The sequence below is a fragment of the Peptoniphilus hominis (ex Hitch et al. 2025) genome (genome assembly GCF_040096015.1).
Classification (GTDB): domain Bacteria; phylum Bacillota; class Clostridia; order Tissierellales; family Peptoniphilaceae; genus Peptoniphilus_A; species Peptoniphilus_A hominis.
Window position 1 is genome coordinate 41,101 of the sequence record NZ_JBBMFO010000002.1, and the last position, 22,205, is coordinate 63,305.

The 22,205-nt window shown below is 33.9% G+C and carries 25 protein-coding genes; 23 read left to right on the top strand and 2 right to left on the bottom strand.

Annotated elements, in window-relative coordinates; all coding sequences use genetic code 11:
- Nucleotides 1–4 precede the first annotated feature (4 nt).
- Genes pknB through WMO19_RS01695 form a run of 4 tightly spaced genes read left to right on the top strand, consistent with a single transcriptional unit; the run spans nucleotide 5 to nucleotide 4,108 of the window.
- Complete coding sequence (gene pknB / locus WMO19_RS01680) at nucleotides 5–1,981, top strand: Stk1 family PASTA domain-containing Ser/Thr kinase (RefSeq protein WP_349169947.1); 1,977 nt, start codon at nucleotides 5–7, stop codon at nucleotides 1,979–1,981.
- The gene (gene rsgA / locus WMO19_RS01685; RefSeq protein ID WP_349169948.1) at nucleotides 1,981–2,832 is read left to right on the top strand and encodes a ribosome small subunit-dependent GTPase A; all 852 of its coding nucleotides are present in this window, start codon (nucleotides 1,981–1,983) and stop codon (nucleotides 2,830–2,832) included. Before pknB ends, rsgA begins: the two co-directional genes overlap by 1 nt.
- The gene (rpe, locus tag WMO19_RS01690; RefSeq protein WP_349169949.1) at nucleotides 2,832–3,476 is read left to right on the top strand and encodes a ribulose-phosphate 3-epimerase; all 645 of its coding nucleotides are present in this window, start codon (nucleotides 2,832–2,834) and stop codon (nucleotides 3,474–3,476) included. The genes rsgA and rpe overlap by 1 nt, the downstream gene beginning before the upstream one ends.
- Nucleotides 3,473–4,108: a thiamine diphosphokinase gene (locus WMO19_RS01695; protein ID WP_349169950.1), complete on the top strand. Its 636-nt coding sequence runs from the start codon at nucleotides 3,473–3,475 to the stop codon at nucleotides 4,106–4,108. The genes rpe and WMO19_RS01695 overlap by 4 nt, the downstream gene beginning before the upstream one ends.
- Nucleotides 4,109–4,176: 68 nt before the next feature.
- Here the strand turns inward: WMO19_RS01695 and WMO19_RS01700 are convergent, their stop codons facing one another.
- Together WMO19_RS01700 and WMO19_RS01705 are read right to left on the bottom strand one after the other, a co-directional pair.
- Nucleotides 4,177–5,415, bottom strand: a complete 1,239-nt coding sequence (locus tag WMO19_RS01700) for a carboxylate--amine ligase (RefSeq protein WP_349169951.1) — start codon at nucleotides 5,413–5,415, stop codon at nucleotides 4,177–4,179.
- 62 nt (nucleotides 5,416–5,477) lie between these two features.
- On the bottom strand, nucleotides 5,478–6,443 hold the full coding sequence (locus tag WMO19_RS01705) for a TIGR01212 family radical SAM protein (RefSeq protein ID WP_349169952.1): 966 nt from the start codon (nucleotides 6,441–6,443) through the stop codon (nucleotides 5,478–5,480).
- Between the two features lie 102 nt (nucleotides 6,444–6,545).
- On the opposite strand from WMO19_RS01705, the gene WMO19_RS01710 reads away from it, so the two are divergent.
- From WMO19_RS01710 to WMO19_RS01800, 19 genes are all read left to right on the top strand, one after another.
- Complete coding sequence (locus WMO19_RS01710) at nucleotides 6,546–7,442, top strand: tetratricopeptide repeat protein (RefSeq protein ID WP_349169953.1); 897 nt, start codon at nucleotides 6,546–6,548, stop codon at nucleotides 7,440–7,442.
- Nucleotides 7,439–8,194 carry a type I methionyl aminopeptidase gene (gene map / locus WMO19_RS01715; RefSeq protein WP_019124328.1) on the top strand — a complete coding sequence of 252 codons (756 nt, stop codon included), beginning with the start codon at nucleotides 7,439–7,441 and terminating at the stop codon, nucleotides 8,192–8,194. Before WMO19_RS01710 ends, map begins: the two co-directional genes overlap by 4 nt.
- Nucleotides 8,195–8,197: 3 nt before the next feature.
- Nucleotides 8,198–9,562: an MATE family efflux transporter gene (locus WMO19_RS01720; RefSeq protein WP_349169954.1), complete on the top strand. Its 1,365-nt coding sequence runs from the start codon at nucleotides 8,198–8,200 to the stop codon at nucleotides 9,560–9,562.
- A gap of 11 nt (nucleotides 9,563–9,573) precedes the next feature.
- Nucleotides 9,574–10,179 (top strand): peptidylprolyl isomerase, encoded by a 606-nt coding sequence (locus tag WMO19_RS01725; protein ID WP_288167508.1) that lies wholly within the window; start codon nucleotides 9,574–9,576, stop codon nucleotides 10,177–10,179.
- A gap of 4 nt (nucleotides 10,180–10,183) precedes the next feature.
- Nucleotides 10,184–10,786 carry a thymidine kinase gene (locus WMO19_RS01730; protein ID WP_332086922.1) on the top strand — a complete coding sequence of 201 codons (603 nt, stop codon included), beginning with the start codon at nucleotides 10,184–10,186 and terminating at the stop codon, nucleotides 10,784–10,786.
- A 51-nt stretch (nucleotides 10,787–10,837) separates the two neighbouring features.
- Nucleotides 10,838–11,911 carry a carbohydrate kinase gene (locus WMO19_RS01735; protein WP_349169955.1) on the top strand — a complete coding sequence of 358 codons (1,074 nt, stop codon included), beginning with the start codon at nucleotides 10,838–10,840 and terminating at the stop codon, nucleotides 11,909–11,911.
- A complete protein-coding gene (locus WMO19_RS01740) occupies nucleotides 11,908–12,831 on the top strand; it encodes a pseudouridine-5'-phosphate glycosidase (protein WP_349169956.1) in 924 nt (307 codons plus the stop codon). Before WMO19_RS01735 ends, WMO19_RS01740 begins: the two co-directional genes overlap by 4 nt.
- The gene (locus WMO19_RS01745; RefSeq protein ID WP_349169957.1) at nucleotides 12,803–13,315 is read left to right on the top strand and encodes an acyl-CoA thioesterase; all 513 of its coding nucleotides are present in this window, start codon (nucleotides 12,803–12,805) and stop codon (nucleotides 13,313–13,315) included. The genes WMO19_RS01740 and WMO19_RS01745 overlap by 29 nt, the downstream gene beginning before the upstream one ends.
- A gap of 149 nt (nucleotides 13,316–13,464) precedes the next feature.
- Complete coding sequence (locus WMO19_RS01750; protein ID WP_070610696.1) at nucleotides 13,465–13,746, top strand: DUF503 domain-containing protein; 282 nt, start codon at nucleotides 13,465–13,467, stop codon at nucleotides 13,744–13,746.
- Nucleotides 13,747–13,754: 8 nt separating this feature from the next.
- Complete coding sequence (gene nth, locus WMO19_RS01755) at nucleotides 13,755–14,393, top strand: endonuclease III (RefSeq protein ID WP_349169958.1); 639 nt, start codon at nucleotides 13,755–13,757, stop codon at nucleotides 14,391–14,393.
- Nucleotides 14,394–14,397: 4 nt separating this feature from the next.
- The gene (locus tag WMO19_RS01760; RefSeq protein WP_349169959.1) at nucleotides 14,398–15,789 is read left to right on the top strand and encodes a VanW family protein; all 1,392 of its coding nucleotides are present in this window, start codon (nucleotides 14,398–14,400) and stop codon (nucleotides 15,787–15,789) included.
- A 66-nt stretch (nucleotides 15,790–15,855) separates the two neighbouring features.
- Nucleotides 15,856–16,437: a hypothetical protein gene (locus tag WMO19_RS01765; protein WP_349169960.1), complete on the top strand. Its 582-nt coding sequence runs from the start codon at nucleotides 15,856–15,858 to the stop codon at nucleotides 16,435–16,437.
- On the top strand, nucleotides 16,428–17,255 hold the full coding sequence (locus WMO19_RS01770) for a CvfB family protein (protein WP_349169961.1): 828 nt from the start codon (nucleotides 16,428–16,430) through the stop codon (nucleotides 17,253–17,255). Before WMO19_RS01765 ends, WMO19_RS01770 begins: the two co-directional genes overlap by 10 nt.
- On the top strand, nucleotides 17,242–18,522 hold the full coding sequence (rlmD, locus tag WMO19_RS01775) for a 23S rRNA (uracil(1939)-C(5))-methyltransferase RlmD (RefSeq protein WP_349169962.1): 1,281 nt from the start codon (nucleotides 17,242–17,244) through the stop codon (nucleotides 18,520–18,522). The genes WMO19_RS01770 and rlmD overlap by 14 nt, the downstream gene beginning before the upstream one ends.
- Nucleotides 18,523–18,758: 236 nt before the next feature.
- Nucleotides 18,759–19,706: a recombinase family protein gene (locus WMO19_RS01780; protein WP_349169963.1), complete on the top strand. Its 948-nt coding sequence runs from the start codon at nucleotides 18,759–18,761 to the stop codon at nucleotides 19,704–19,706.
- The gene (locus WMO19_RS01785; RefSeq protein WP_349169964.1) at nucleotides 19,663–20,364 is read left to right on the top strand and encodes an ADP-ribosyltransferase; all 702 of its coding nucleotides are present in this window, start codon (nucleotides 19,663–19,665) and stop codon (nucleotides 20,362–20,364) included. The genes WMO19_RS01780 and WMO19_RS01785 overlap by 44 nt, the downstream gene beginning before the upstream one ends.
- A 392-nt stretch (nucleotides 20,365–20,756) precedes the next feature.
- Nucleotides 20,757–21,128: a helix-turn-helix domain-containing protein gene (locus WMO19_RS01790; protein WP_002834913.1), complete on the top strand. Its 372-nt coding sequence runs from the start codon at nucleotides 20,757–20,759 to the stop codon at nucleotides 21,126–21,128.
- Nucleotides 21,129–21,130: 2 nt separating this feature from the next.
- A complete protein-coding gene (locus WMO19_RS01795; protein ID WP_349169965.1) occupies nucleotides 21,131–21,916 on the top strand; it encodes an ImmA/IrrE family metallo-endopeptidase in 786 nt (261 codons plus the stop codon).
- Between the two features lie 72 nt (nucleotides 21,917–21,988).
- Nucleotides 21,989–22,153 (top strand): hypothetical protein, encoded by a 165-nt coding sequence (locus WMO19_RS01800; RefSeq protein WP_002834910.1) that lies wholly within the window; start codon nucleotides 21,989–21,991, stop codon nucleotides 22,151–22,153.
- The last annotated feature ends 52 nt before the right edge of the window (nucleotides 22,154–22,205 follow it).

Sequence of the window (22,205 nt, forward strand, 5' to 3'; positions counted from 1 at the left end):
GGCAATGATAAATAAAATTTTAGCAAATAGATATGAAATATTAGAAAAAATTGGCACAGGCGGCATGGGCAATGTTTTTAAGGCTCATGATAGAAAGCTTGATAGAATTGTTGCCATTAAGGTTTTAAAATTAGAGTACAACGAAGACAATAATTTTATTAGAAAATTTAAGAGGGAGTCTCTTGCAGCTGCAAGCATTTCTCATCCTAACATTGTAAGTATTTATGATGTTGGAACAGAAAAAGTGGAAGACAAAGAAGTCCACTACATTGTAATGGAATATATTGATGGAAAAACTCTTAAAGATTTAATAAATGATGAGGGCAGACTTTCTGAGAAGAGAGCACTAAATTACTGCATTCAAATTGCAGAGGCTTTAAAGGTTGCTCACTCAAAGCATATTGTTCACAGAGATATTAAATCTCAAAATATAATGGTTACTCGTGACGACAGAATTAAGGTTACAGATTTTGGAATTGCAAGAGTTGCTGATAACACAACTGTTACTGCAACTAATGCTGTCATGGGTTCAGTCCACTATTTTTCACCAGAGCAAGCTAGAGGTGCCAAGGTAGACAATAGGTCTGACATTTATTCTCTAGGTATCGTGCTTTTTGAAATGCTAACTGGCAGACTTCCTTTTGATGCAGACAATCCTGTTTCTGTTGCCCTTATGCAAGTTCAGTCACAAATGCCAAAGCCATCTGATTTTATCAAGAGCATAGATCCTTCAGTTGACGCCTTGGTTTTAAAGATGACTGAAAAGGATCCAGATGACAGATACAGAGATGTATTTGATTTGATTAAGGACATAAAGGACTACACAATTGGAGCAAAAACTTTTTCTGTCAAAAGAGATTATGAAGAAGACGACAGAACTGTTGTAACTCCAAATATTAATAGAAGACCCAATAGAAATCATTCCAACAACATGGATATGGACACGAGAAAACCTAAGAAGGTTGTAAAGAAGAAAAAATCTGCAGCTCCTGCCATACTTGGAATCTTTTCTGCCATAGTTATAATTGCCCTACTTATTTATGTAGTGCCAAAGGCTATTAAGGGAATGAAAAATGGCGATGTTGTAGAAAAAATTGCCGTTGAAAATTATATAGGCAAGACTAGAGAGGAAGCTAAAGAGTTAATAGAAGCCCAAGGGCTAGTCCTTGATGTAAATACAGTGGAAAATGAAGATGAACCTGACGGTCTTGTACTTGGTCAAAAGCCTGAAGAAGGCACTTCAGTAGACAAGGGTTCGACTATTACTCTTGAGATAAATGAGCTTCCTGATTCTGTTCCAGTTCCACCATTAAAGGGACTAACTACAGAAGAAGCACAAAAAACTCTTGAAGATAATTCTCTAAAACTTGGAACTGTAGAAGAAGAGTTTAACGAAGATGTTGAAGAAGGAAAGGTAATTTATTCAAATCCTGATGGCGGCTATTCTGTTAAGAGAGGTACAGCAGTTAAGGTTATAGTATCTAAGGGCGTTGATAAAACTCCAGTTGTTTTAAGCGACTACAAGGGTATGGATCAAGATATAGTTGTAAATCAATTAAAGAGCCTTGGCTTTACAGTTGTAATTGAAAATGGATTTAGCAACAAGGTTGGCGAAGGTCAAGTTTATGACATGGATCCAAAGCCAAATCAAAGCGTAGATAAGGGTTCAACTGTCACTCTATTTATTTCTAAGGGAGCAAAAATTAAGGAAGAGGAAGAAACCGATGACAATGAAGACAATCAAAATGAAGATAATTACAATAAAGTAAATCATGTCAAGGTTAAGGTTCCTGATGATGGCACTACTCACAATGTTTCTGCTGAAAGAGTAAGAGACGGCAATGGAAATAAAATTAGTGCAATTTCTGTTTGGAATTACAATATAGAAGGCGGAGAAGTCAGCAACGTTGAATTAATTGGTCCTGGCGAATACAATATTTATGTTGATGGCAATCTTGTAAAGACTGAGAAGATAAAATAATGATAGGAAAAATTATTAAACTGACAGGTGGCTTTTACTATATAAAGTCTGGCGACGAAGTTTTTGAAACAAGAGCTAGAGGAAACTTTAGACACAGCAAAGTTGAGCCTATTGTTGGTGATGATGTAGAATTTAAATATGAAGAAAAAACTCTGGGATATATTGAAAAAGTATATCCCAGAAAAAATATGCTCACAAGACCAAGGGTGAGCAATGTTGACTTAGCTCTCATTGTTATACCAGTTTTGGACCCAAAATATAATCTTGTCATTATAGATAAGACTATTATTCAGGCAGAGCATGAGGGTATAGACCTTGCCATAGTCATAAACAAGGCAGACCTTGACAGTGAAAGCGCAGAAGAACTTGCAAGGATTTATAAAAATTCTGGCTTTGAAACTTTTGTGATTTCAGATAAGGATGACAATATAGAAAATCTCAGAGCTTACCTGCATGGAAAGACTGTTGCCCTTTGCGGAGTTTCTGGTGCAGGAAAATCTACAATCACATCGAGAATTTTAAATAAAGAAGTGGAAGTAGGCAAAGTATCTGAAAAGACTAAGCGTGGTAAACACACCACTAGACACACGGAAATACTCTATAATGATGATATTTATATTTTTGATACTCCAGGCTTCTCTTCACTTACTTTAAAGATAGAGGAAGAGGATTTAAAAAATTATTTTAGGGAATTTAAAAATTTTAATACTTGCAAATTTAACAATTGCAATCACATAAAGGAGCCCAAGTGCGCTGTAAAGGATGCAGTGGATAGGGGCGAGATAGAAAAGTCAAGATACGAAAATTATTTGTACATTTTCAATGAATTAAAAGAAAAAGGAGAATACTAATGATTTCACCTTCATTGCTTTCAGCAGATTTCACAAATTTAGAAAAAGAATTTAAAATTATGAATGAAGAAAAAGTGGACTTTGTTCACTTGGACATTATGGATGGAAATTATGTGCCAAATATTTCCTATGGTCCAGGCGTGGTAAAAAAGCTTAGACCTCTAACTGACCTTCCCTTTGACACCCACCTCATGATTGAGAGACCAGAAAATTTTATTGAAGAATTTGTAAAGGCTGGCTCAGACATAATTACAATTCATCCAAGTACAACAAAGCATCTTGATAGAACTCTTTCTCTTATTAAATCTTATGGCAAAAAGGCAGGGCTTGCCCTAAACCCTGGAGATGGTCTTGACCTTCTTGACTACAATATAGAAAATATTGACTTAGTTTTAATTATGAGTGTCAATCCTGGCTTTGGCGGACAAAAATTTATCCCATCTGCACTTAGAAAAATTAAAGATGTAAAAAAATTAATTAAAGAGAGAAATTTAAATACACTAATAGAAGTTGACGGTGGCGTAAAGCTTGACAATGCAAGAGAAGTCCTTGAATCTGGTGCAGATATTTTAGTTGCAGGTTCAGCAATATTTGAAAAAGATAAGACGAGAGAAAATATTAAGGCCTTTAAGGAACTATTATGAAAAAAGCACTTTTAATTTCTGGCGGGAGACAAGTTTCCAAGCAATTAATAGAAAAATATGGAGACAGATTTATCTTAGTAGCCGATGGAGGCGCAAAGCTTTTAAAAAAGTATGACCTTGTTGCAGATCTTCTCCTTGGAGACTTAGATTCCATTGGCAATGAAACTCTTTCTTATGTAAAGGACAAGGACATTAAAATAAAAAAATTTCCTGCGAAAAAAGATTTAACTGACACTGCCCTTTGCATTGACTATCTCTTAGAAGAGGGCTACAAGGACCTTGTAATACTTGGAGCCTTGGGCACAAGACTTGACCACGAGCTTGCCAATCTTTACAATCTTAAAATGCTTTATAAGTTGGGAGTTTCTGCAAAAATTGTTGACGACTACAATGAAGTAACTTATGCAGAAGAAGGTGAATATGAATTTGAAAGGTCTGACAAAAAATATTTTTCCCTCATAAATGCAGGTGAAAAAATGAGCTTCACAACTGTGGGACTTTATTACGAAGTCCAAGACCTTGAAATAAATGCCATGAATCCAAGTAGGGCTGTCAGTAATGAAATGCTTGGCGACAAGGCGAAAGTAATTATAAATTACGGCTCAGCCTTTATAATTCAGTCGAGAGATTGATTACAATTTAAGATTAAAAAGCAAAAACCAGTTCTGTGAAAAACTGGTTTTTTTAATGCTCTTATATTTTATTTTTCTAATTTATAATACATCTTGTAGTGTTTTATTGAGCCATACTTTCTCTTTAGATAAGTTATTTTTCGACTAATGCTAAAGTCCTTCTTGTTGTTAATTGTAAATTCGTAGCCATTTCTAAGAAGCTCATCAATGGTTTTGTGGTACTTTTCATTTGTATACTCTTTTAAAAGTTTTGGATGGGCATTCATCCAAATTTTTGATGTTTCTTTATGGTAGTAGACTTCTTCTTCAAAGCCTAAATCTAAAAGGTCTCTTATATAAAAGTCTAACACATTTACTCCACCAGCAGCCATGAAGTAATGACTTTGTGGAAGTCTCAAGTTCATTTCAAAGGCCTTGTAAGCCTTATCTCTTGCGTCATATTTTAAATCTATATTTGAGTAACCAGTGTAGCCAATGGATTCAAGTTTTTCCTTGTAAAATTTAAAAAGCTCTGGCATGTACTTTGTATAAATTGCGTCGTTATTTCCAATTCTAAGTGGGAGTGGATCGGCAAGAAGAATTTGTCCATAAACCATCATTCGAACCTTGCCAGTTTTGTCGCAGTAGACATTGAAGGAAGCTTGGTTTGATGCAGGGCCAGGAATGTATTCTTGGACAAGCATTGTGCCCTCGTAGTGATTGTCGTCATAAATAGTTTTTACAACGGATTCTAGCTCCTCGTAGCTGTAAATTGTGTAGACCTTGTACTTATTTGGAAAGGACAATTTTACATAAGAGATGGAGTCGTTAGGCTTAAGTATAAGTGGAAACTGTAAGTCAAGTCCTTCAATTTCCTTGGAAGAATTTATAATTGCAAATTTTGGATAGGGAATGCCCAGCTCTTGGCAAGACTTATAAAAGTCAATTTTATTTTCAAGCCTTGCGTTTAAATCACTTGAAGGCGTGTTGAACTTGTAATATTCTTTTATTTTTTCCTTGTTGTTGGAAAGAAGTTTTGAATATTCGTCGCCACAAGGAATTGTTATTAAAGTTGCATCCTTATTTTCTTCAGCAAATTTTACCATTTCAGATACAAAAACTTTGTCATCAGAAAAATTTTCGATTATTCTTCTATCTAAAATGCGAGACTTGTCTGTGGCAGGAAGGGCCTTTTGACAAAAAACTGTGGAAATCAAGTCGTAATTGTCATTTAAGATGCGGGCAATTCCATAGGCATTTTCGTCAGAGCCGAGAATTACAAATTTTACATTTAATTTTTTTATTATATCTTTAGAAATATTTTTCATGTTTCTCCTTTATAATCTATTTTTCGCATTACTTAACATTATACACTAGAGATAAGTATTTTTTAAGCCTTCTGAGAAAAAGCCATGTCTTTACTTTTCCAATAGTCTGCAATTTCTTTTATTTTTTCTTCAGTGACAATATCTTTATTCTTTTCCTTTAAAATTTTATCAATTTCAGAAATAAGAGAAAGTTTGTCGGCACACCAAAGAGGCTCAAAAAGTTTTTTCTTTGGTGGGTCGCCAGTTATTCTGTGGACTACAGTTTTCTCGTCAATATTATCTAAGGCATAAAGGATTGTGTCAATATATTCTTCTCTTGATAAAATTTTAAATTTTTTATTTTTGTAAAGCTCATGTATTGGCGAGTCCTTTAAAATATATAAGTTGTGAAACTTTACTCCAAAGGCTGCCACTTCTTTTATGTATTTAATTGTATTTTTAAAGTCCTCTTGATCTTCAAAGGGAAGTCCAAAAATTGCGTGAATTAAAAATAGTAAGTTTTCTTCCTTTAATTTATTTACAGTTTCATCAAAAACTTTTTGGGAGTAACCGCGATTTATGAGCTTAATTGTATCTTCCTTTACACTTTGCATGCCAAGCTCTAGCCAAAGTGTCTTCTTGTGGGAAAGGTCCTTTAAATATTTTATTTTTTCATCATCGAGGCAGTCGCAGCGAGTTGCAATTGATATTCCAACTATGTCATCTCTATCTACAACCTCATTATAAATATTTTTTAAAGACTGGAGAGACCCATAGGTGTTGGTAAAATTTTGAAAGTAGGCAATATAATTTTTTGCCTTCCATTTTTTCTCAAGAAATGTTTTTTGAGAATCAATTTGCTCAGCTATGGAAAAATTTTTTGAGCCGGCAAATTCTCCGCTGCCCTCATCAGAGCAAAAGATGCATCCAATATTTGAAAGTGTACCATCTCTATTGGGACAGGAAAAGCCGCCGTCCAGAGAAAGTTTTACGGTCTTGCCAGAAAAATATTCACGAAAAAAATCATTAAAGGATAAAAATCGTCTCATTACAATAAATCACCTAATACATTATATATTTTTTTAAAAATTATTTCCATGACTTTGAAATTATAAAAAATACTATATAATATAATAAGAATTGAGGTTTTTATGGACTTAAAATTTAAAAATTATTTAATTTTAGCAGAAGAGTTTTTGTTAGAAGAAGACTGGGACAAGGCAGAGGATTTGTTACTTAAATCTTTGAAGTTTACAAGAGAAGAAGATCTTGATGAAAAAATCTCTGTCTATTTTGAGTTATCTGACATATATCTTAAAAAAGAAAATTATTATGAGGCAAAAATTTGTTTTGAAAAAATTTTGAGCCTAAAGGAAATGGCTGGCGCCTATTATGGGCTTGCCATCACCAATGATTTTTGCAATGGGGATATTTCTTACTCAATAAAAAATTATAAAAGGGCAATTGAGCTTGACGAAGATTATGACAGAGCTCATTATTATCTAGCTCACGCCTATGATAAAATTGGTGAAACTGAACTTGCCATAGAAGAATTTAAAAAGGTTCTTGCCATAGACCAATACGATTTTGTAACTTATAATGATTTAGGTTCAATTTATGAAATAGAAAATAAAAATGCTTTGGCAGAAAAATTTGTAAAAAAATCTCTTGAGATAAAGCCAGATTATGGCAGGGCCCTATACAATATGGGCGTTCTCTCAAAAAAGAAGGGCGACAATGCTTTAGCTTTAAAATATTATTATGAGGCAATTGGAAAGTTTGAAGACCCCTTTTTATTTTTAAATATGTCTGCAGTATATATTGAAGAAAAAAATTATAAATCTGCTATAAATATTTTAGATAGAGGACTTTTGGATTTTCCAAATTCTGTAAATCTACATTATAATAAGGCTTGCTCCTTTTCTCTTTTAGGAGAGGATAATAGAGCCAAGGAAGAATTAAAATTAGCTATAGAAATAAATAAGGATGCCTATGAATGGGCAAAGACGGACGATGATTTGTGTCATCTTGTAAAGGAGTTAAAATGATTATTATTAAGACAGAAGACGAAATAAAAAAGATGCAAGTTGCAGGAAAAGTTTTATCTGATGTGCATCACAAGCTTAGAGATTTTATTAAACCTGGTGTAAAAACTATTGAAATTGATAGATTTGTGGAAAATTATTTAAAGGAAAGGGGAGCCTATCCTGAGCAAAAGGGCTATGAAGGCTATCCTTATTCAATTTGTGCATCAGTAAATGATGAAATTTGTCACGGTTTTCCATCAGAATATGTTCTTAAAGATGGAGACATAATTACTGTTGATATGGTTGTAAATGTTGATGGATGGCTAGCTGACTCTGCCTGGTCCTATGAAGTTGGCGAAGTTTCAGAGGAAGCCAAAAAACTTTTGCGTGTTACTCGTGAATGTATGTACAAGGGAATTGAAAAGGCTGTAATAGGAAATAGACTTGGTGACATTGGAGCTGCAGTTCAAAAACACGCAGAAGAAAATGGTTATTCTGTTGTAAGAGAATTTGTAGGTCACGGCATTGGTCAAGAGATGCACGAAGATCCACAAGTCCTTCACTATGGAAAGGCTGGTCGTGGACTAAGACTTCAAGAGGGCATGGTATTTACTATTGAGCCAATGATTAACATGGGCAAGAAGGAGCTTACAATTGACGATAATGGTTGGACAGCAAGAACTGCTGACGGTTCACTTTCTGCCCAATACGAACACCAACTTGCCATAACAAAGGACGGACCAATAATAATTACTGACCAAGGCGACTGTTGATAAGTGAGAGAAGTTAATTTATTAAAGGGAGATATTTTTTCTGCACTACTTAAAATGGCTCTACCCCTAATGGGCACTGCCTTTGTGCAAATGGCATACTCCTTAATTGATTTAATGTGGCTTGGGAGACTTTCCACAGGAGCTGTTGCTGCTGTGGGGACTTGTTCCTTTCTAGTTTGGATTGCCCAGTCGATTACTCTTATTGCAAAGACAGGAATTTCTGTTGGACTTTCCCAATCCTATGGAAGAGGAGATAGGGAAAGTGCAAGGGAAGTTTGGGTCTCTGGATTTATTTTAAATTTAATTTTTTGCCTAACTTTAACTATTTTATATATTTCCATGAGAAATAAAATAATTGGCATTTATAAGCTTGATAGTGATGTCCACAAAATGGCAGCCGACTATCTTTTAATTGTAAGTGCAGGCCTAATCTTTACTTTTTTAAATCCAGTTTTATCAGCTGCATTTTTCGCCAAGGGAAACTCCATAACACCCTTTAAAATATCAATAATTTCACTTTTTATAAATTTAATATTGGACCCATTTTTGATCTTTGGTCTTTCTTTTTTTCCAAAAATGGGCATAAGGGGAGCAGCTCTTGCAACTGTATTTGCACAAATGGTTTCAACTCTTCTCTATATCTATGTGGGCTATAAGGAAAGAGAAATTTTTGTGAGAACAAATTATTTTGAAATTCCTCACAAGGAGTATTTTAAATCAATTTTAGACTTGGGATTTCCTGCCTCACTGCAATCTTTGATTCACGCCATGGTGGGTATGGTTTTAAACAAGTATATTGCAAGCTTTGGAGCTCTTTATATTGCAGTCTACTCCATTGGTTCACAAATCGAGTCCATATCTTGGATGACTGCTGACGGATTTGCTGTGGCCTTTTCTGCATTCTTTGGTCAAAATTTTGGAGCAAAAAATTATGAGAGACTCCACCATGGCAGAAGAGAGGCAATGAAAATAATTAATATTATTGGCATTTCAACTTCACTTTTATTATTTTTCTTTGCCGAAAATTTATTTACACTTTTTATACCAAGAGATCCAGAGGCAATTATAAAGGGAATTGATTACCTAAAAATCGTGTCAATTTCCCAATACTTTATGGCACTTGAAATTGGAACAACGGGCATGTTAAATGGGCTTGGACTTACAAAATATCCAGCCATAAATGCCATGATACTAAATATATCTAGGATACCCCTTGCCTTTATTTTAATGCCAATTTTTGCAGCCAATGGTATTTGGATAGCCATGAGTTTGTCCTCAGTCCTAAAGGGAATATTTTTAACTTTAATATATTATTATTTGCGTAAAAGGACAGATGGCTTTAAAATAAATATGAAGACCTATGTATGAAAGGAGATAAAATGTTAAAACAATTTGAAAAACCTGCAGTGGGGGAAAAAATTGCAGTATTAAAAACTAATAAGGGCGATATAAAAATTAGATTATTTGAAGAAGCAGCACCTCTTGCTGTTGAAAATTTCATTTCTCTAATTGAAGATAAATACTATGACGGAATAATTTTCCACAGAGTTATTGAAAACTTTATGATTCAAGGTGGAGACCCATCTGGAACTGGTCGCGGCGGCGAAAGTAAGTGGAAAAAACCCTTTAAAGACGAATTTAATTTAAATTTCAGAAACTTTAGGGGAGCACTTTCCATGGCAAATGCCGGACCAAATACTAATGGCTCACAATTTTTCATTGTCCAAGGAGATAAACTAAGTGAGGACATTTTATCTCAAATGAGAGATGCAGGCGAAGATAGAGGCTATCCAGAAGAGATTGTTGATGCCTATGAAAAAGTTGGCGGAGCCTTTTGGCTTGATGGCAAACACTCTGTCTTTGGGCAAGTTTTTGAAGGAATGGATGTAGTTGATGACATTGCTAAGTCCAAGGTTGGCTTTATGGATAAACCTGTCTTTGACATTGTAATTGAAGAAGCTCTTATAACTGATTATCAAGGATAAAATTATGCATCAATATAAAGGAAGAATGATTTTACACACTGGGTCCATGTTTTCTGGGAAGACTAGCTCTCTTGAAAAGGACCTAAAGAGATTTTCCATTGCAAATTACAAGACAGTTGCCTTTAAGCCAAGGATTGACAAGAGATATTCCAGAGAAGAAATTGTAACTCACGATAAAATTTCTTTTAAGGCAATTGAAGTTGAATCCGTAGAAGAAATTTTGGATTTCGTAGAGAAAAATTCTCCAGAAGTTATTGGCATAGATGAAGTGCAATTTTTAAAGGACGAGCCAGCCCTTGTACTTGAAGATTTGGAAAAAATTCTTGAGATGGGAATTACTATTGTCATGGCAGGCCTCGACATGGACTACATGGCAGAGCCCTTTGAAATAGTAAAAGAAATAATGCCAAAGGTGGACTATCTAAACAAGCATCACGCCGTTTGCAAGAGATGTGGCACTGATGCCTGGGTGTCTCACAGAAAAATCAAGAGCGACAAGAGAGTTGAGCTGGGAGCAGTGGAAGAGTACGAACCACTTTGCAGGTCCTGCTATAGAGTTGCTAGGGCAGAAGATAAGTTAAAAGAAAACCAAGAAAATTTTTTATAAGGTATTGACAGCCTCTAATCATTTGATTAAAATATAATTAAATGATTAGAGGTGATTTTTTTGACTCCAAGAGAAAAAGAAATTATAAATCTTTTGAAGAAAAATCCTGGAATCTCGCAACAAGAAATTGCTGATGAATTAAAGATAACAAGGTCTGGTGTATCCACTCACATCAACAACCTAATGACATCTGGATATATTTTAGGTAGAGGATATATACTTAGGGAAGACTCCTATGTGGCAGTCCTTGGTGGCTGCAACATGGACATCACTGGTTACTCCTTTGACAACTTAAGGGGCAGAGATTCAAATCCAGGGAAAATTGAATATTCTAGCGGCGGCGTTGGAAGAAATATTTGCGAAAATTTGGCAAGGCTTGATGTCAACACAACTTTTCTATCAGTTTTGGGTAAAGACGATGCTGGCAAAAATATTTTAGCCGAGCTAAATAGGATTAATGTAGATACTTCCAAAATTTTATTTGCTGAGGGAATAACTCCTCATTATCTTGCAATTTTAGATGAGGACAAGGATATGTTTGTGGCAATTGCCGACATGGATCTCCTAAAAAATATTGACGAGGACTATGTTGACAGGAACAAAAAAATTATTGAAAATGCAGAATTTACAATAATGGATACAAATCTTGAAGAAAAAACTCTGGACTATGTCCTAAAAAATTTAAAAGGAAAGTTTTTAATTGACGGAGTTTCCACAAAAAAGGTAATGAAAATAAGAAATTTATTGGATAAAATTCATTTCCTAAAGGTAAATATTTATGAAGCCATGGCTCTAAGTGGTCTTGAAACAGAAAACATTGATAGACTTGGAGAAGATTTAATAGCAAAGGGTCTAGAAAGTCTTGTCATAACTGCTGGAGGCAAGGGGGCCTTTTATTTTGAAAAAGATTTTAAAATGATGAGAAAGCCTGAGCCCGTTGATGTTGTAAATGCCAGTGGAGCAGGAGATGCCTTTATGGCTGGCTATGCCTACGGTCTTTATAACGATTTTGATATAGATAAGAGAATGAAGGCGGCTGAAGCTGCTGCAAGGATTGCACTAAAAAGTGCTGATTCATGTTCCAAGGACATGAATGAAAATAATTTAAAGGGAGAGATTTTATGATTAGTAATGAAATGTTAAAAAAATATGTTGAGTATAGCGACGAAGTTAAAAAAGCAATGGAAGAGGGAAAACCAGTAGTTGCCCTTGAATCTACAATTATTTCTCATGGCATGCCTTATCCACAAAATATTGAAACAGCTAAGGCTTGCGAAGAAATTATTAGAGAAAATGGAGCTGTTCCTGCGACAACTGCAATTATTGGCGGAAAAATTAAAATTGGTCTTTCTGATGAAGAGTTAGAATTTATGGCGACATCAAAGGACATCATCAAGGCATCAAGAAGGGACTTTGCCTATATAGTTTCTCAAGGTCTAAATGGAGCTACAACAGTTGCATCAACAATTATTGCATCAAGACTTGCCGGAATTAAAATCTTCGTAACTGGAGGACTTGGTGGCGTTCACAGACATGCTGAAGTAACTTTTGACATATCAAGAGACCTTGAAGAATTAGCAGCAAATGACATTATGATTGTTTGTGCAGGTTGCAAGTCAATTCTTGACATTGGACTTACTCTTGAATACCTTGAAACTAAGGGTGTGCCAGTATTTGGCTATCAAACAGATTATATGCCAGCCTTCTTTACTAGAAAGAGCGAATTTAAGGTTGACTACAATATTAAAAATCCAAAGGAAGCAGCAGAAGCAGCAAAGGCTCAATGGGAGTTAGGACTTCAAGGTGGAATCCTTCTTACAAATCCAATTCCTGAAAGTGATTCAATGGATGAAGAAAAAATTAATACTGCAATAGAAAAAGCCTTAGTTGAAGCAGAAGAAAAGGGAATTCACGGCAAAGAAACAACTCCTTTCTTACTTTCAAAAGTTCTTGAAGTTACTGAAGGTAAGTCTCTTGAAGTAAATATTGCCCTTGTGAAAAATAATGCGAGATTAGGTGCTGAAGTTGCAAAATACCTATACTAAGACAAAAAAAGTTTCTGAGTCCAAGGTTATCTTCACCTATGGAGTAATGCCAACAGACCTAAACACTGGCGGCACCATGTATGGACCAAGGCTCTTTGAAATTGCAGATCACAGTTCTGGAACTTGCGCCATAAGACACACTAGGGGAAGGGTCGCAACAATTTCTTGCGATAATTTGACTTACTTAAAGCCAATTAATCAAGGAGACTTTTTAACTGCAAGCACATTTATTTCTGGAGTGGGAAATTCTTCTGTGGAAGTTTTTACCAAGTTTACCAAGGAAGCGCCCATGACAGGTGAAACAGAAGTAGCTGCCTTTTGCTTTTTGACTTTTAAGTGCAAGGGGACTGAGCCAGGAAAAATCCCAGGAATTATTGGAGAGACTCTTGAAGAGAAAAAAATAATTGAGGGCTACCTTGGCAGAAGAGAGATAAATAAAATAAGACAAAAAAATAATAAAGAATTAAGAGAAATTTTAAAATAAAGAAAATTTTAAATTAAAAATTTATTTAAGAGATGCACCTTTTTAGGTGCATTTTTTGTGTTTTACATAGAATTTTATAAAATATTTGAACTTTAATAATTTTATAAGGAAGGCTACATTATAAGGTTTCTTATGTTATAATTTTAAATATGATAATAGGAATATGCACTTGCGAAATATTTATTTACGATGCAAATTCTCTTAAGTCAAAGAGGTCTGTTGTAAAAAGTATTATAGAAAAGTCAAAAAATAGATTTAATATATCAATTGCTGAAGTTGGCGAAAACGACAAGTGGCAGAGGAGCCTTATTGGCTTTGCCACAGTTTCCAATGATAAAAAAGTTGTAGATGAAACTCTAGAAAGAGTAATACAATTTTTTAACACTTACAGCGAAATTGAAATTGTGAATATAGAAAAAGAAATTTTATAGAGGAGAATATGAAGGATATTTTAACTCATGAGGAGGCAGATTTATGCCTGGATATACTAGAGGAAACTTACCCAGATGCCCACTGTGAACTTGAGCATGAAAGCTCATTTGAACTTTTAGTGGCGACAATTTTATCTGCCCAATGTACTGATGTGAGAGTAAATAAAGTTACTTCTGAGATCTTTAAAAAATATAAGAGACCAGAAGACTTTGCTGAAATGGATATAAAAAAATTAGAGGGACTAATTAAGGAATGCGGTCTTTTTAGAAATAAGGCAAAAAATATTAAGGCAAGCTCTTGTGTAATCTTGGAAGATTATGGTGGCGAAGTTCCAAACACAATTTCTGAATTATTAAAGCTTCCTGGAGTTGGCAAAAAGACAGCCAATGTTGTGGCGTCTACTGCTTTTGGAGTGCCTGCCATTGCAGTTGATACCCATGTCTTTAGGGTGAGCAATAGAATTGGTTTCGTCCACGAAAAAAATGTGGCAGATACAGAAAGAGCCCTTGAAAATAAAATCGACAAGAGCAGGTGGACAAAGGCTCATCATTTATTTATTTTTCACGGAAGAAGATGTTGCACTGCGAGAAATCCTAAGTGTGAAAGCTGCACTATAAATAAAATTTGCAGATATTATGAGGTTTAATCTTATGGAAAATTTAGGCAATAAAATTTTAAATATTAATAAAAAAATTTTAATTACCCTTGCACTTATTTTGATGCTTATTTTTATTTCTGTAATGTATTTTACTGAAGAATACACAAATCCCTATATGCACAGAGGTGTAAAAATTGAAGGCATAGATGTGTCAAGTTTATCAAAGGAAGACGCTCTAAAGGAAGTAAAGACCGTTACAGATGAGATGATAAAAAATAAGGTAGTTAATTTTACCTATGAAGACATTACTGTGCCAGTGCCCTTAAGGGACTTTGGATATAAGTTAAACTTGGAAGAAGCAGTAAATAATGCCTATAGCTATGGCAGATCTGACAATTTATTTTACAACTATATTGACATAATCAAGGGATATATTTTTAAAAAGAATTTTGTAGCAAGTCCAGACATAAATAATTCTAAAAGGGAAGAAGTAATTTTAAAAATAGGAAGTAAAATTTATAAAAAGCCCCTAGATGCTTATCCTCTTATAAATCCTGACGGCAGTGTAACTATAAAAGATTCAGAAATTGGAAGATATATGGATATGAATGAGGCAAAAGAATTAATCAATTTAGATATTTTGCATGAGGAAAAAATCGAACTTCCAGTTTATAAGACTGAGCCAAAAATTTATTCCAATTACTATGAAGGAATCGACAAAAAATTAGGAGACTTTGAGACAGACTATTCATCTTCCATTAAAAATCGCAAAGAAAACATAAGACTTGCCGCATCAAAGTTTAACAACATGAAGTTAAATCCAGGCGATGAAATTTCCTTTAATGATGTTGTGGGAGAAATTTCAGAAAAAACTGGCTTTAAAAATGCAACAGTTATTGTGGGTGGAGAATATGAAAATGGAATTGGCGGAGGAATTTGTCAAGTTTCCACAACTCTCTATAATTCTCTAGTTTTATCTGACTTAGAAATTACAGAAAGACACAACCATTCAAGGCCAATTAATTATGTTGATCTTGGTACAGATGCAGCTGTAGCTAGAGGCTACAAGGATTTAAAATTTAAAAACAATACAAATAATCCAATTTTAATTTTAGCCGAAGCAAATGGAGAAAAATTAAATTTCAAAATTTTGGGCAACAGCAGCGACAGAGACTATGAAATAAAAATTGTGCCAGAACTTCTAGGCACAGTTAGTCCAGGTGTTAACACAATTTATTCAGACGATTTGCCTGAAGGAGAATCAACTGTGAAAGAAAGTGGAGCAAGGGGTTACTCCTACAAGACTTATAAGGAAATAATAAAAAATGGCGAAGTGGTAGATAAAAAAGAAATTTCAAAATCCTATTATGTTCCAAAGGATAAGGTTGTTGTAGTAGGAACGGGAACAGGTTCGTCCAATGACAAAAATAAGGACGAGGATTAATAAGAGCTTAGGCTCTTATTTTTTTTGCTAATATAAAAAACAAGGATCTTGTGATAAAATAGAGACATGAAGTTATTTAAGAGATTTAAAAAGAAAAAGTCAATTTATAAAATTCTTTGGGAAAATAATTTTGATTTAGAAAAATTAAGGGACCTAAAAGATTTTCATTTATCTGATGGAAGCTACGAACTTTCTCTTGCAAAGGGCGAAATAAAGTTAAATCATATTAAGACAAGAGAGATAAATAAGGCTGTGGATGATTATTATTTGAGAGATAGCCAAGCCATAGATGAATTTGAAAATTTTTTTAGGAATCACAGGGCAGTGGAAGCTGAGAGAAATTTTCTCACATTTTTGCTACAAAAAATTGAATTTGACGAATCAAAGTTAGTTGGCCTTTCAATTTTACTTATGAGGGACTCAGAGGTTGAGGAGTGCGTAAAATTTGGCATGCTCCTTACAAAGTACTACAATCTTCAAGAAGTTAGAAGGGCTTACGAAATATTTTTGAATTTATTAAAGCATCCTGCCTTTATTTATTATGGCATTGATGTTTTGAAAAATATAGATTATGGGATAATAGACGATTTATACGAAAAGACTACGGAAATTGGAAAAGAAATAATAGAGGAGAAGGCATGGAATTAGGAAAAATACAAAAATTAAGAGTAGAATCAAAAAATGGCAAGAAAGTTTTCTTAGCAGACGATGAAAATAATAAAGTTCTTCTTGCAAAGGGTGAGGGAGAGGATTTAAAGGTTGGCGACGAAGTTGAAGTCTTTGTCTACAATATTCACGAAGAATTTGAAGCAACTTTAAAAAGACCCTATGCACAAGTTGGCGACTTAAAAAAATTAAAGATTGTTGACAAGGCAAAGGTTGGTTACTTTGTGGACAATGGCATTGGCAAGGATATTTTCTTACCCTTCAAAGAAAGTTACGGAAGGCTTACTGTAGGTGAAGAATATCTTTTGTACCTCTACCACGACAAGAGCGACAGGCTTGCCCTTACCATGAATATAAAGGACAAACTTTTAGTAAATGACAAGTATAAGGTCAATGACATAGTCAAGGGAACAATTTATAGCATGGGAAGACCTGGTGCCTTTGTTGCCATTGATAACAAGTATGATGGAATGATTCCTGCTGAAGAAATCAAGGGAATTTATAAAATTGGCGATGAAGTTGAGGCAAGAGTGCAAAGAATTTTGCAAACTGGCTTTATAACTTTGACACTTAGAGAAAAGGCCTATAAGCAAATAGATGCCGATGCTGACTTAATTTTAGAACTACTTGAAGACAATGGTGGTGTTCTTGAAATTGGCGACAAGTCTGATCCAGAAATCATTAAGGACTTGACAGGACTTAGCAAAAAAGCTTACAAGAGGGCAGTGGGACACCTTTACAAAAATAGAAGCATAAATATTTACGATACAAAAATCGAGTTGAGACATGGAAGAAAATAAATTTACAAGAGAAATTATTGACTTTGACTTCAAGGGACTTGGCATGACAAAAGTTGATGGACTGCCAGTCTTTTTAGATGGTGGAGTCATTGGAGATGAGGTTGAATTTCTAATTAGCAAGAAAAAGAAAAATTTCTGCAAGGGAAAAATTATAAATATAATAAAAAAATCTAAGGACAGAGTTAATAGCCCCTGTCCTTATTTTAAAGATTGTGGAGGTTGCGACTTTCTAAATTATTCTGATGACATGGAATTAAAGTGGAAGGAAGATGACACAAATAAGAATTTAGAAAAAATTGCAGGCCTAGACATAAGAGTTGAGGAAGTCCTTGATTCGCCAGAAAAAACTCATTACAGAAATAATATGCAGTTCCAAGTGAGAGATGGCGTAATTGGACTTTATGGCAAAAATTCCAAGGACATAGTTGCCATAAAAAACTGCCTAATGCAAAGAGATAAAGCCAATGAAGTCTTACAAATAATGTGGCGATACAAAAAACTAAGGGACCTAAAGCGAATTGGAATTAGGACAAATTATAAGGGCGAAGTCCTCTTAATCCTTGTAACAAAGGGAGATAAAGTCGAAATTAAGGATATACTGTCTGACTTAATTGAGGCAGGAGTAAAATCAATTTATCTAAATTACAATGGAGGGGACAAGTTCCACTACTCACGAGAATTTGAAAAAATTTATGGCGAGGATACAATCGAAGAAAAATTACTAGACATAAATTATAAAATCTCTCCAGAATCCTTTTTCCAAATAAATAGGTTGGCGACAGAAAAACTCTATCAAAAAGCAATTGAGTACTTAGAGCCTAAGGCAGAAGATAAAATTTATGACTTATATTGTGGAGTTGGCTCAATATCACTATCTGTAGCCAAAAGTGGAGCTCAAGTAATAGGAATTGAAATAGTAGATAGTGCCGTCGATGACGCAAGAATAAATGCAGAAAATAATAATATCAATGCAAGATTTGTAAAGGGAGCGGCAGAAGAAGTCATAGAAAAACTTTGGGAAGAAGAAAAAATTTCTCCAAATAAAATAATTGTAGACCCACCAAGGAAGGGACTTGACGAAAAATTAGTAAACTTCTTAAAGGAAAACCCAGTAGAAAGGCTTGTCTATATCTCCTGCAATCCAGCAACCCAAGCAAGAGATTTAAAAACCCTAAAAGAAGTATATAGGGTGGAAAAAGTAGCATTAGTAAATCTCTTCCCAAACACAGCCCATGTGGAGACTGTAGTATTGATGTCAAGAAAATAAGACAAAAGGTTATAAGACTGTTGAAATCAATGGCTTTTAGGATTTTAGAAGAAATCTTAAAAGCCATTTTTTTATTTGAAAAATACCTTGTGGGAACAGTTCAAGTGTAGATTATAGCAGGGTGTGTAGACACCATGGATATTTTAGGGGGGAGTGAACAGGATGGATAATATCAGGCTACTCATCATATAATAAAAATGATATAATAGTAATTAGGTTGAATTAAGGAGTTCAATATGAATAAAAAAATAAATCTGATACTACCTAAAAAACAATTCCAAATCCAGCTAGTAGGAATCTATGCACGAGTCAGCACGACAGATAAAGACCAGTTAAATAGTTTAGTTGCACAAATATCTGCCTTAACTAGACTTACCTCCCATTATTCCAATTGGAGGCTTGTAGATATTTATATTGATATTGCGTCAGGCAAAACTAAATCAAGTAGAAAAGAATTCTCAAGAATGCTCGAAGACATAAAGAAAGAAGACGTAAATATAATCATTACAAAGAGCGTCAGTCGATTTGGTCGTGATACAGTAGATGCTTTAGAAGCATTAAAAGTAATTAAGCAAGTCAGTGCAAGAATTATCTTTGAACAAGAAAACCTAGATAGCCAAGAAGATGATACAGATATAATCATATCCATTATGGAATCTTTAGCACAATCAGAAAACGAACAGCGAAGTGAAAATATAAAATGGGGTCTAAAGCAAAGAGCGGCACAAGGCACATCAAAGCTTTATAATAGAAAGTGTTATGGCTATGATCATGATGAAAATGGAGAATTAATTATAAACTTTCAACAAGCAAAAATTGTCAAGAAAATATTTAATTGGTACTTAGATGGGAAAAGTGTCATTGGCATAGTCAAAGAACTTGAAAAAGAAAACATTAAATCTCCTACAGGGAAAAACAAATGGCCAAAGAGAAGCGTAGAAACTATGTTAGAAAATGAAAAGTATACAGGCTCTGTAAAACTATTAGATTCAGTAAATAAAGAAAATTATTATCTTCTAAAAGAGAATCACGAAGCAATTATTACAGAGGAAGTATTTAATAAAGTTCAAGAAGAAAAATCAAGTAGGAGTAATCTTGATGGGGAAAATAATAGAAAGAGTAGAAAATATAGTTCAAAAGATGTTAGTAGAAATAAAAAAATGGATATCACAAATGGGAAATAAAATTATGTATGGTGAACTAAATTCTACAATAGTGGATAAATCTAAATACAAAGAGTTTTTGACAGTAGAAGAGTGTAGAAAGTGGGGAGAGTATTATTCGAATTGGGCTAAAAGATATAGAGAGGTTATGAGTTTAACTGAGAAAATAAAAACTCAACATTCTTTAGAAACTGCAACAGTTGAATGTTATTGTGGACATTCATATAGAGAAATTAATAAGCTATTAAGATCAGGGTCTATTTCTGACAATAAATTATACGATAAAATGGCTGATATATTGATAATGACATTGTGTTCCGCTCCTAGAATTCCAGAGGATATTGTGGTTTATAGAGTAATTGATAAGTCTTTTATAGAAGATATGATTAGACATAACAAATTAAGTAGGCCAACCCCAATCCAAGAAAAAGGATTCATGAGTACAAGCTTATTAAAAAATATTGTTAATACATATAGTGAAGCGGTTGGAGAACCACATTTGTTAAAAATATATGTACCCCAAAACACTATAGGTATTTATGTAAATTCAATAACTAAAAGAGATGAGGAAGAAATACTCATAGCACCAAATAACTACTTATGGCTTATAGATTACCCGTATTATGATGAAGGCTACTCTGTTAAAATATTTGAATGTCAATTAGTTACATTTGTATAAAATTGCCTAATCAAAAATATAGTTAGTGTAGATAATTATGACAAGAAATAAGAGTAAATAGCTATTTTATGGTGTAAAAATAAGGAGATATATAACCTAACTATCACACGTCGAGACCGTAGTATTGATGTCAAGAAAATAGAATAACAAGTTATAAAACTGTTGAAATCAATGGCTTTTAGGATTTTAGAAGAAATCTTAAAAGCCATTTTTCTATTTGAAAAACACCTTGTGGGAACATATTAATAGTAAAAATCGTAGGGGTGTGTAGACAGGATAGATATTTATAGGGAGAGTGAACAGAATAGATATTAGGACTTGACACATCAATTAATAAGTTGTAAAATATAAACAAGTTAGCAGATTAGCTAATAAAGTAATAGGAGGTAATCATGAACAATCACGAACTGACTTTTGGGGATTTTATTTCTCAGAAGAGAAAGGATTTAAGAATCACCTTAAAGGATATGGCTGACAGGCTTAATATTTCCTCACCGTATCTAAGTGATGTAGAGAAAGGAAAAAGGGACTCTTTTGACTTAGATAGGTTGAACCAAATTGCTAAAATATTAAACTTGGATGAAGAAGAATCATCCATTATGATGGATTTAGCTGGAAAGCAAAGAAATACGGTGGCACCTGATTTGCCAGAGTATATTTTAAAGACTAAAGGCTTAAGCGTAGCTTTGAGAAAGGCTAGAGACTTAGATGTTAAAGAAGAAGAGTGGATAAAATTCATTGAAGAAATTGAAAAAGAGAGGTAGGCATGTATCAATATAACTTCAACAAATCAAGTACAGGTGCTCCATTTATCACTTTAGATCAAATTGAATCACTGACCGAGCAAATCCTCAATAAATATTGTCCTTCTGCAATTGAAAATTTTGAAGCAGTAGATATTGAAGGACTAGCAGAATTTGATTTAGGGTTTAATGTTGAATATGCCTACTTATCTCATAACGGATGCTATGCAGGGATGATGGTCTTTAATGATGACCAAGTAATACGAACAATGAAAAGCCTAATGCCAAATGTTGAAACTGGGCAATGGGAACTAGAATATCTTACAGATAGAGCTAATACTATTCTAATAGATAAGCAATTAGACAATCCAAGAGATAAAGGATTTAGAAGATTTACCCTAGCTCATGAATGTGGACATGGTGTAATTCATCCGTGTGTATTCTATAGAGATCCAAACCAACTATCTTTTTTTAATGAAGAAGAAAAGCCTGCTTCACTAGCTTGTCGAACTGGCGATGTTAATAAAAAGAAAAATAAACGCTGGGGATTTATGGATACAATAGAATGGCAGGCGAATACATTTGCTTCTTGTCTTTTGATGAATAAAAAAGCAATTATAAAGTATTTATACTATCTAGGATATGATAAGCACATTAAGGATGAAACTTATCTATTTGATTTCATCATGAAAGTATCAGAGCAATTCCAAGTATCAAAAACAGCAGCATTAGTTCGATTAAAAGTATTAGGCTATGCACCTAACGACTTTGAATTAACAAAAGAACTATATAACGAATTTAGTTTTTAAAATATAGCTTAGCTATATTTTTTTAAGAAAGAAATTAGCAAAGAAGCTAATAAGGAAAGACGAGGAGGTATTATGGAACAAATGGCATGTCCAGTCTGTAAAAAGAGATTTTTTGATGTATCAAGAATTCCTTTAGAGAAAATAGAGATAGCAGCAAAATGTCCACACTGTGGGAAAATCTCAACACTGGAAATATCAAACAAAAATAAGAAAAAACCATACCGAGCAAAGAAGTAAATGTAACTATCAAATAGCCGGATGAGTATTCAAAAGGAAACTCATCTGGCTA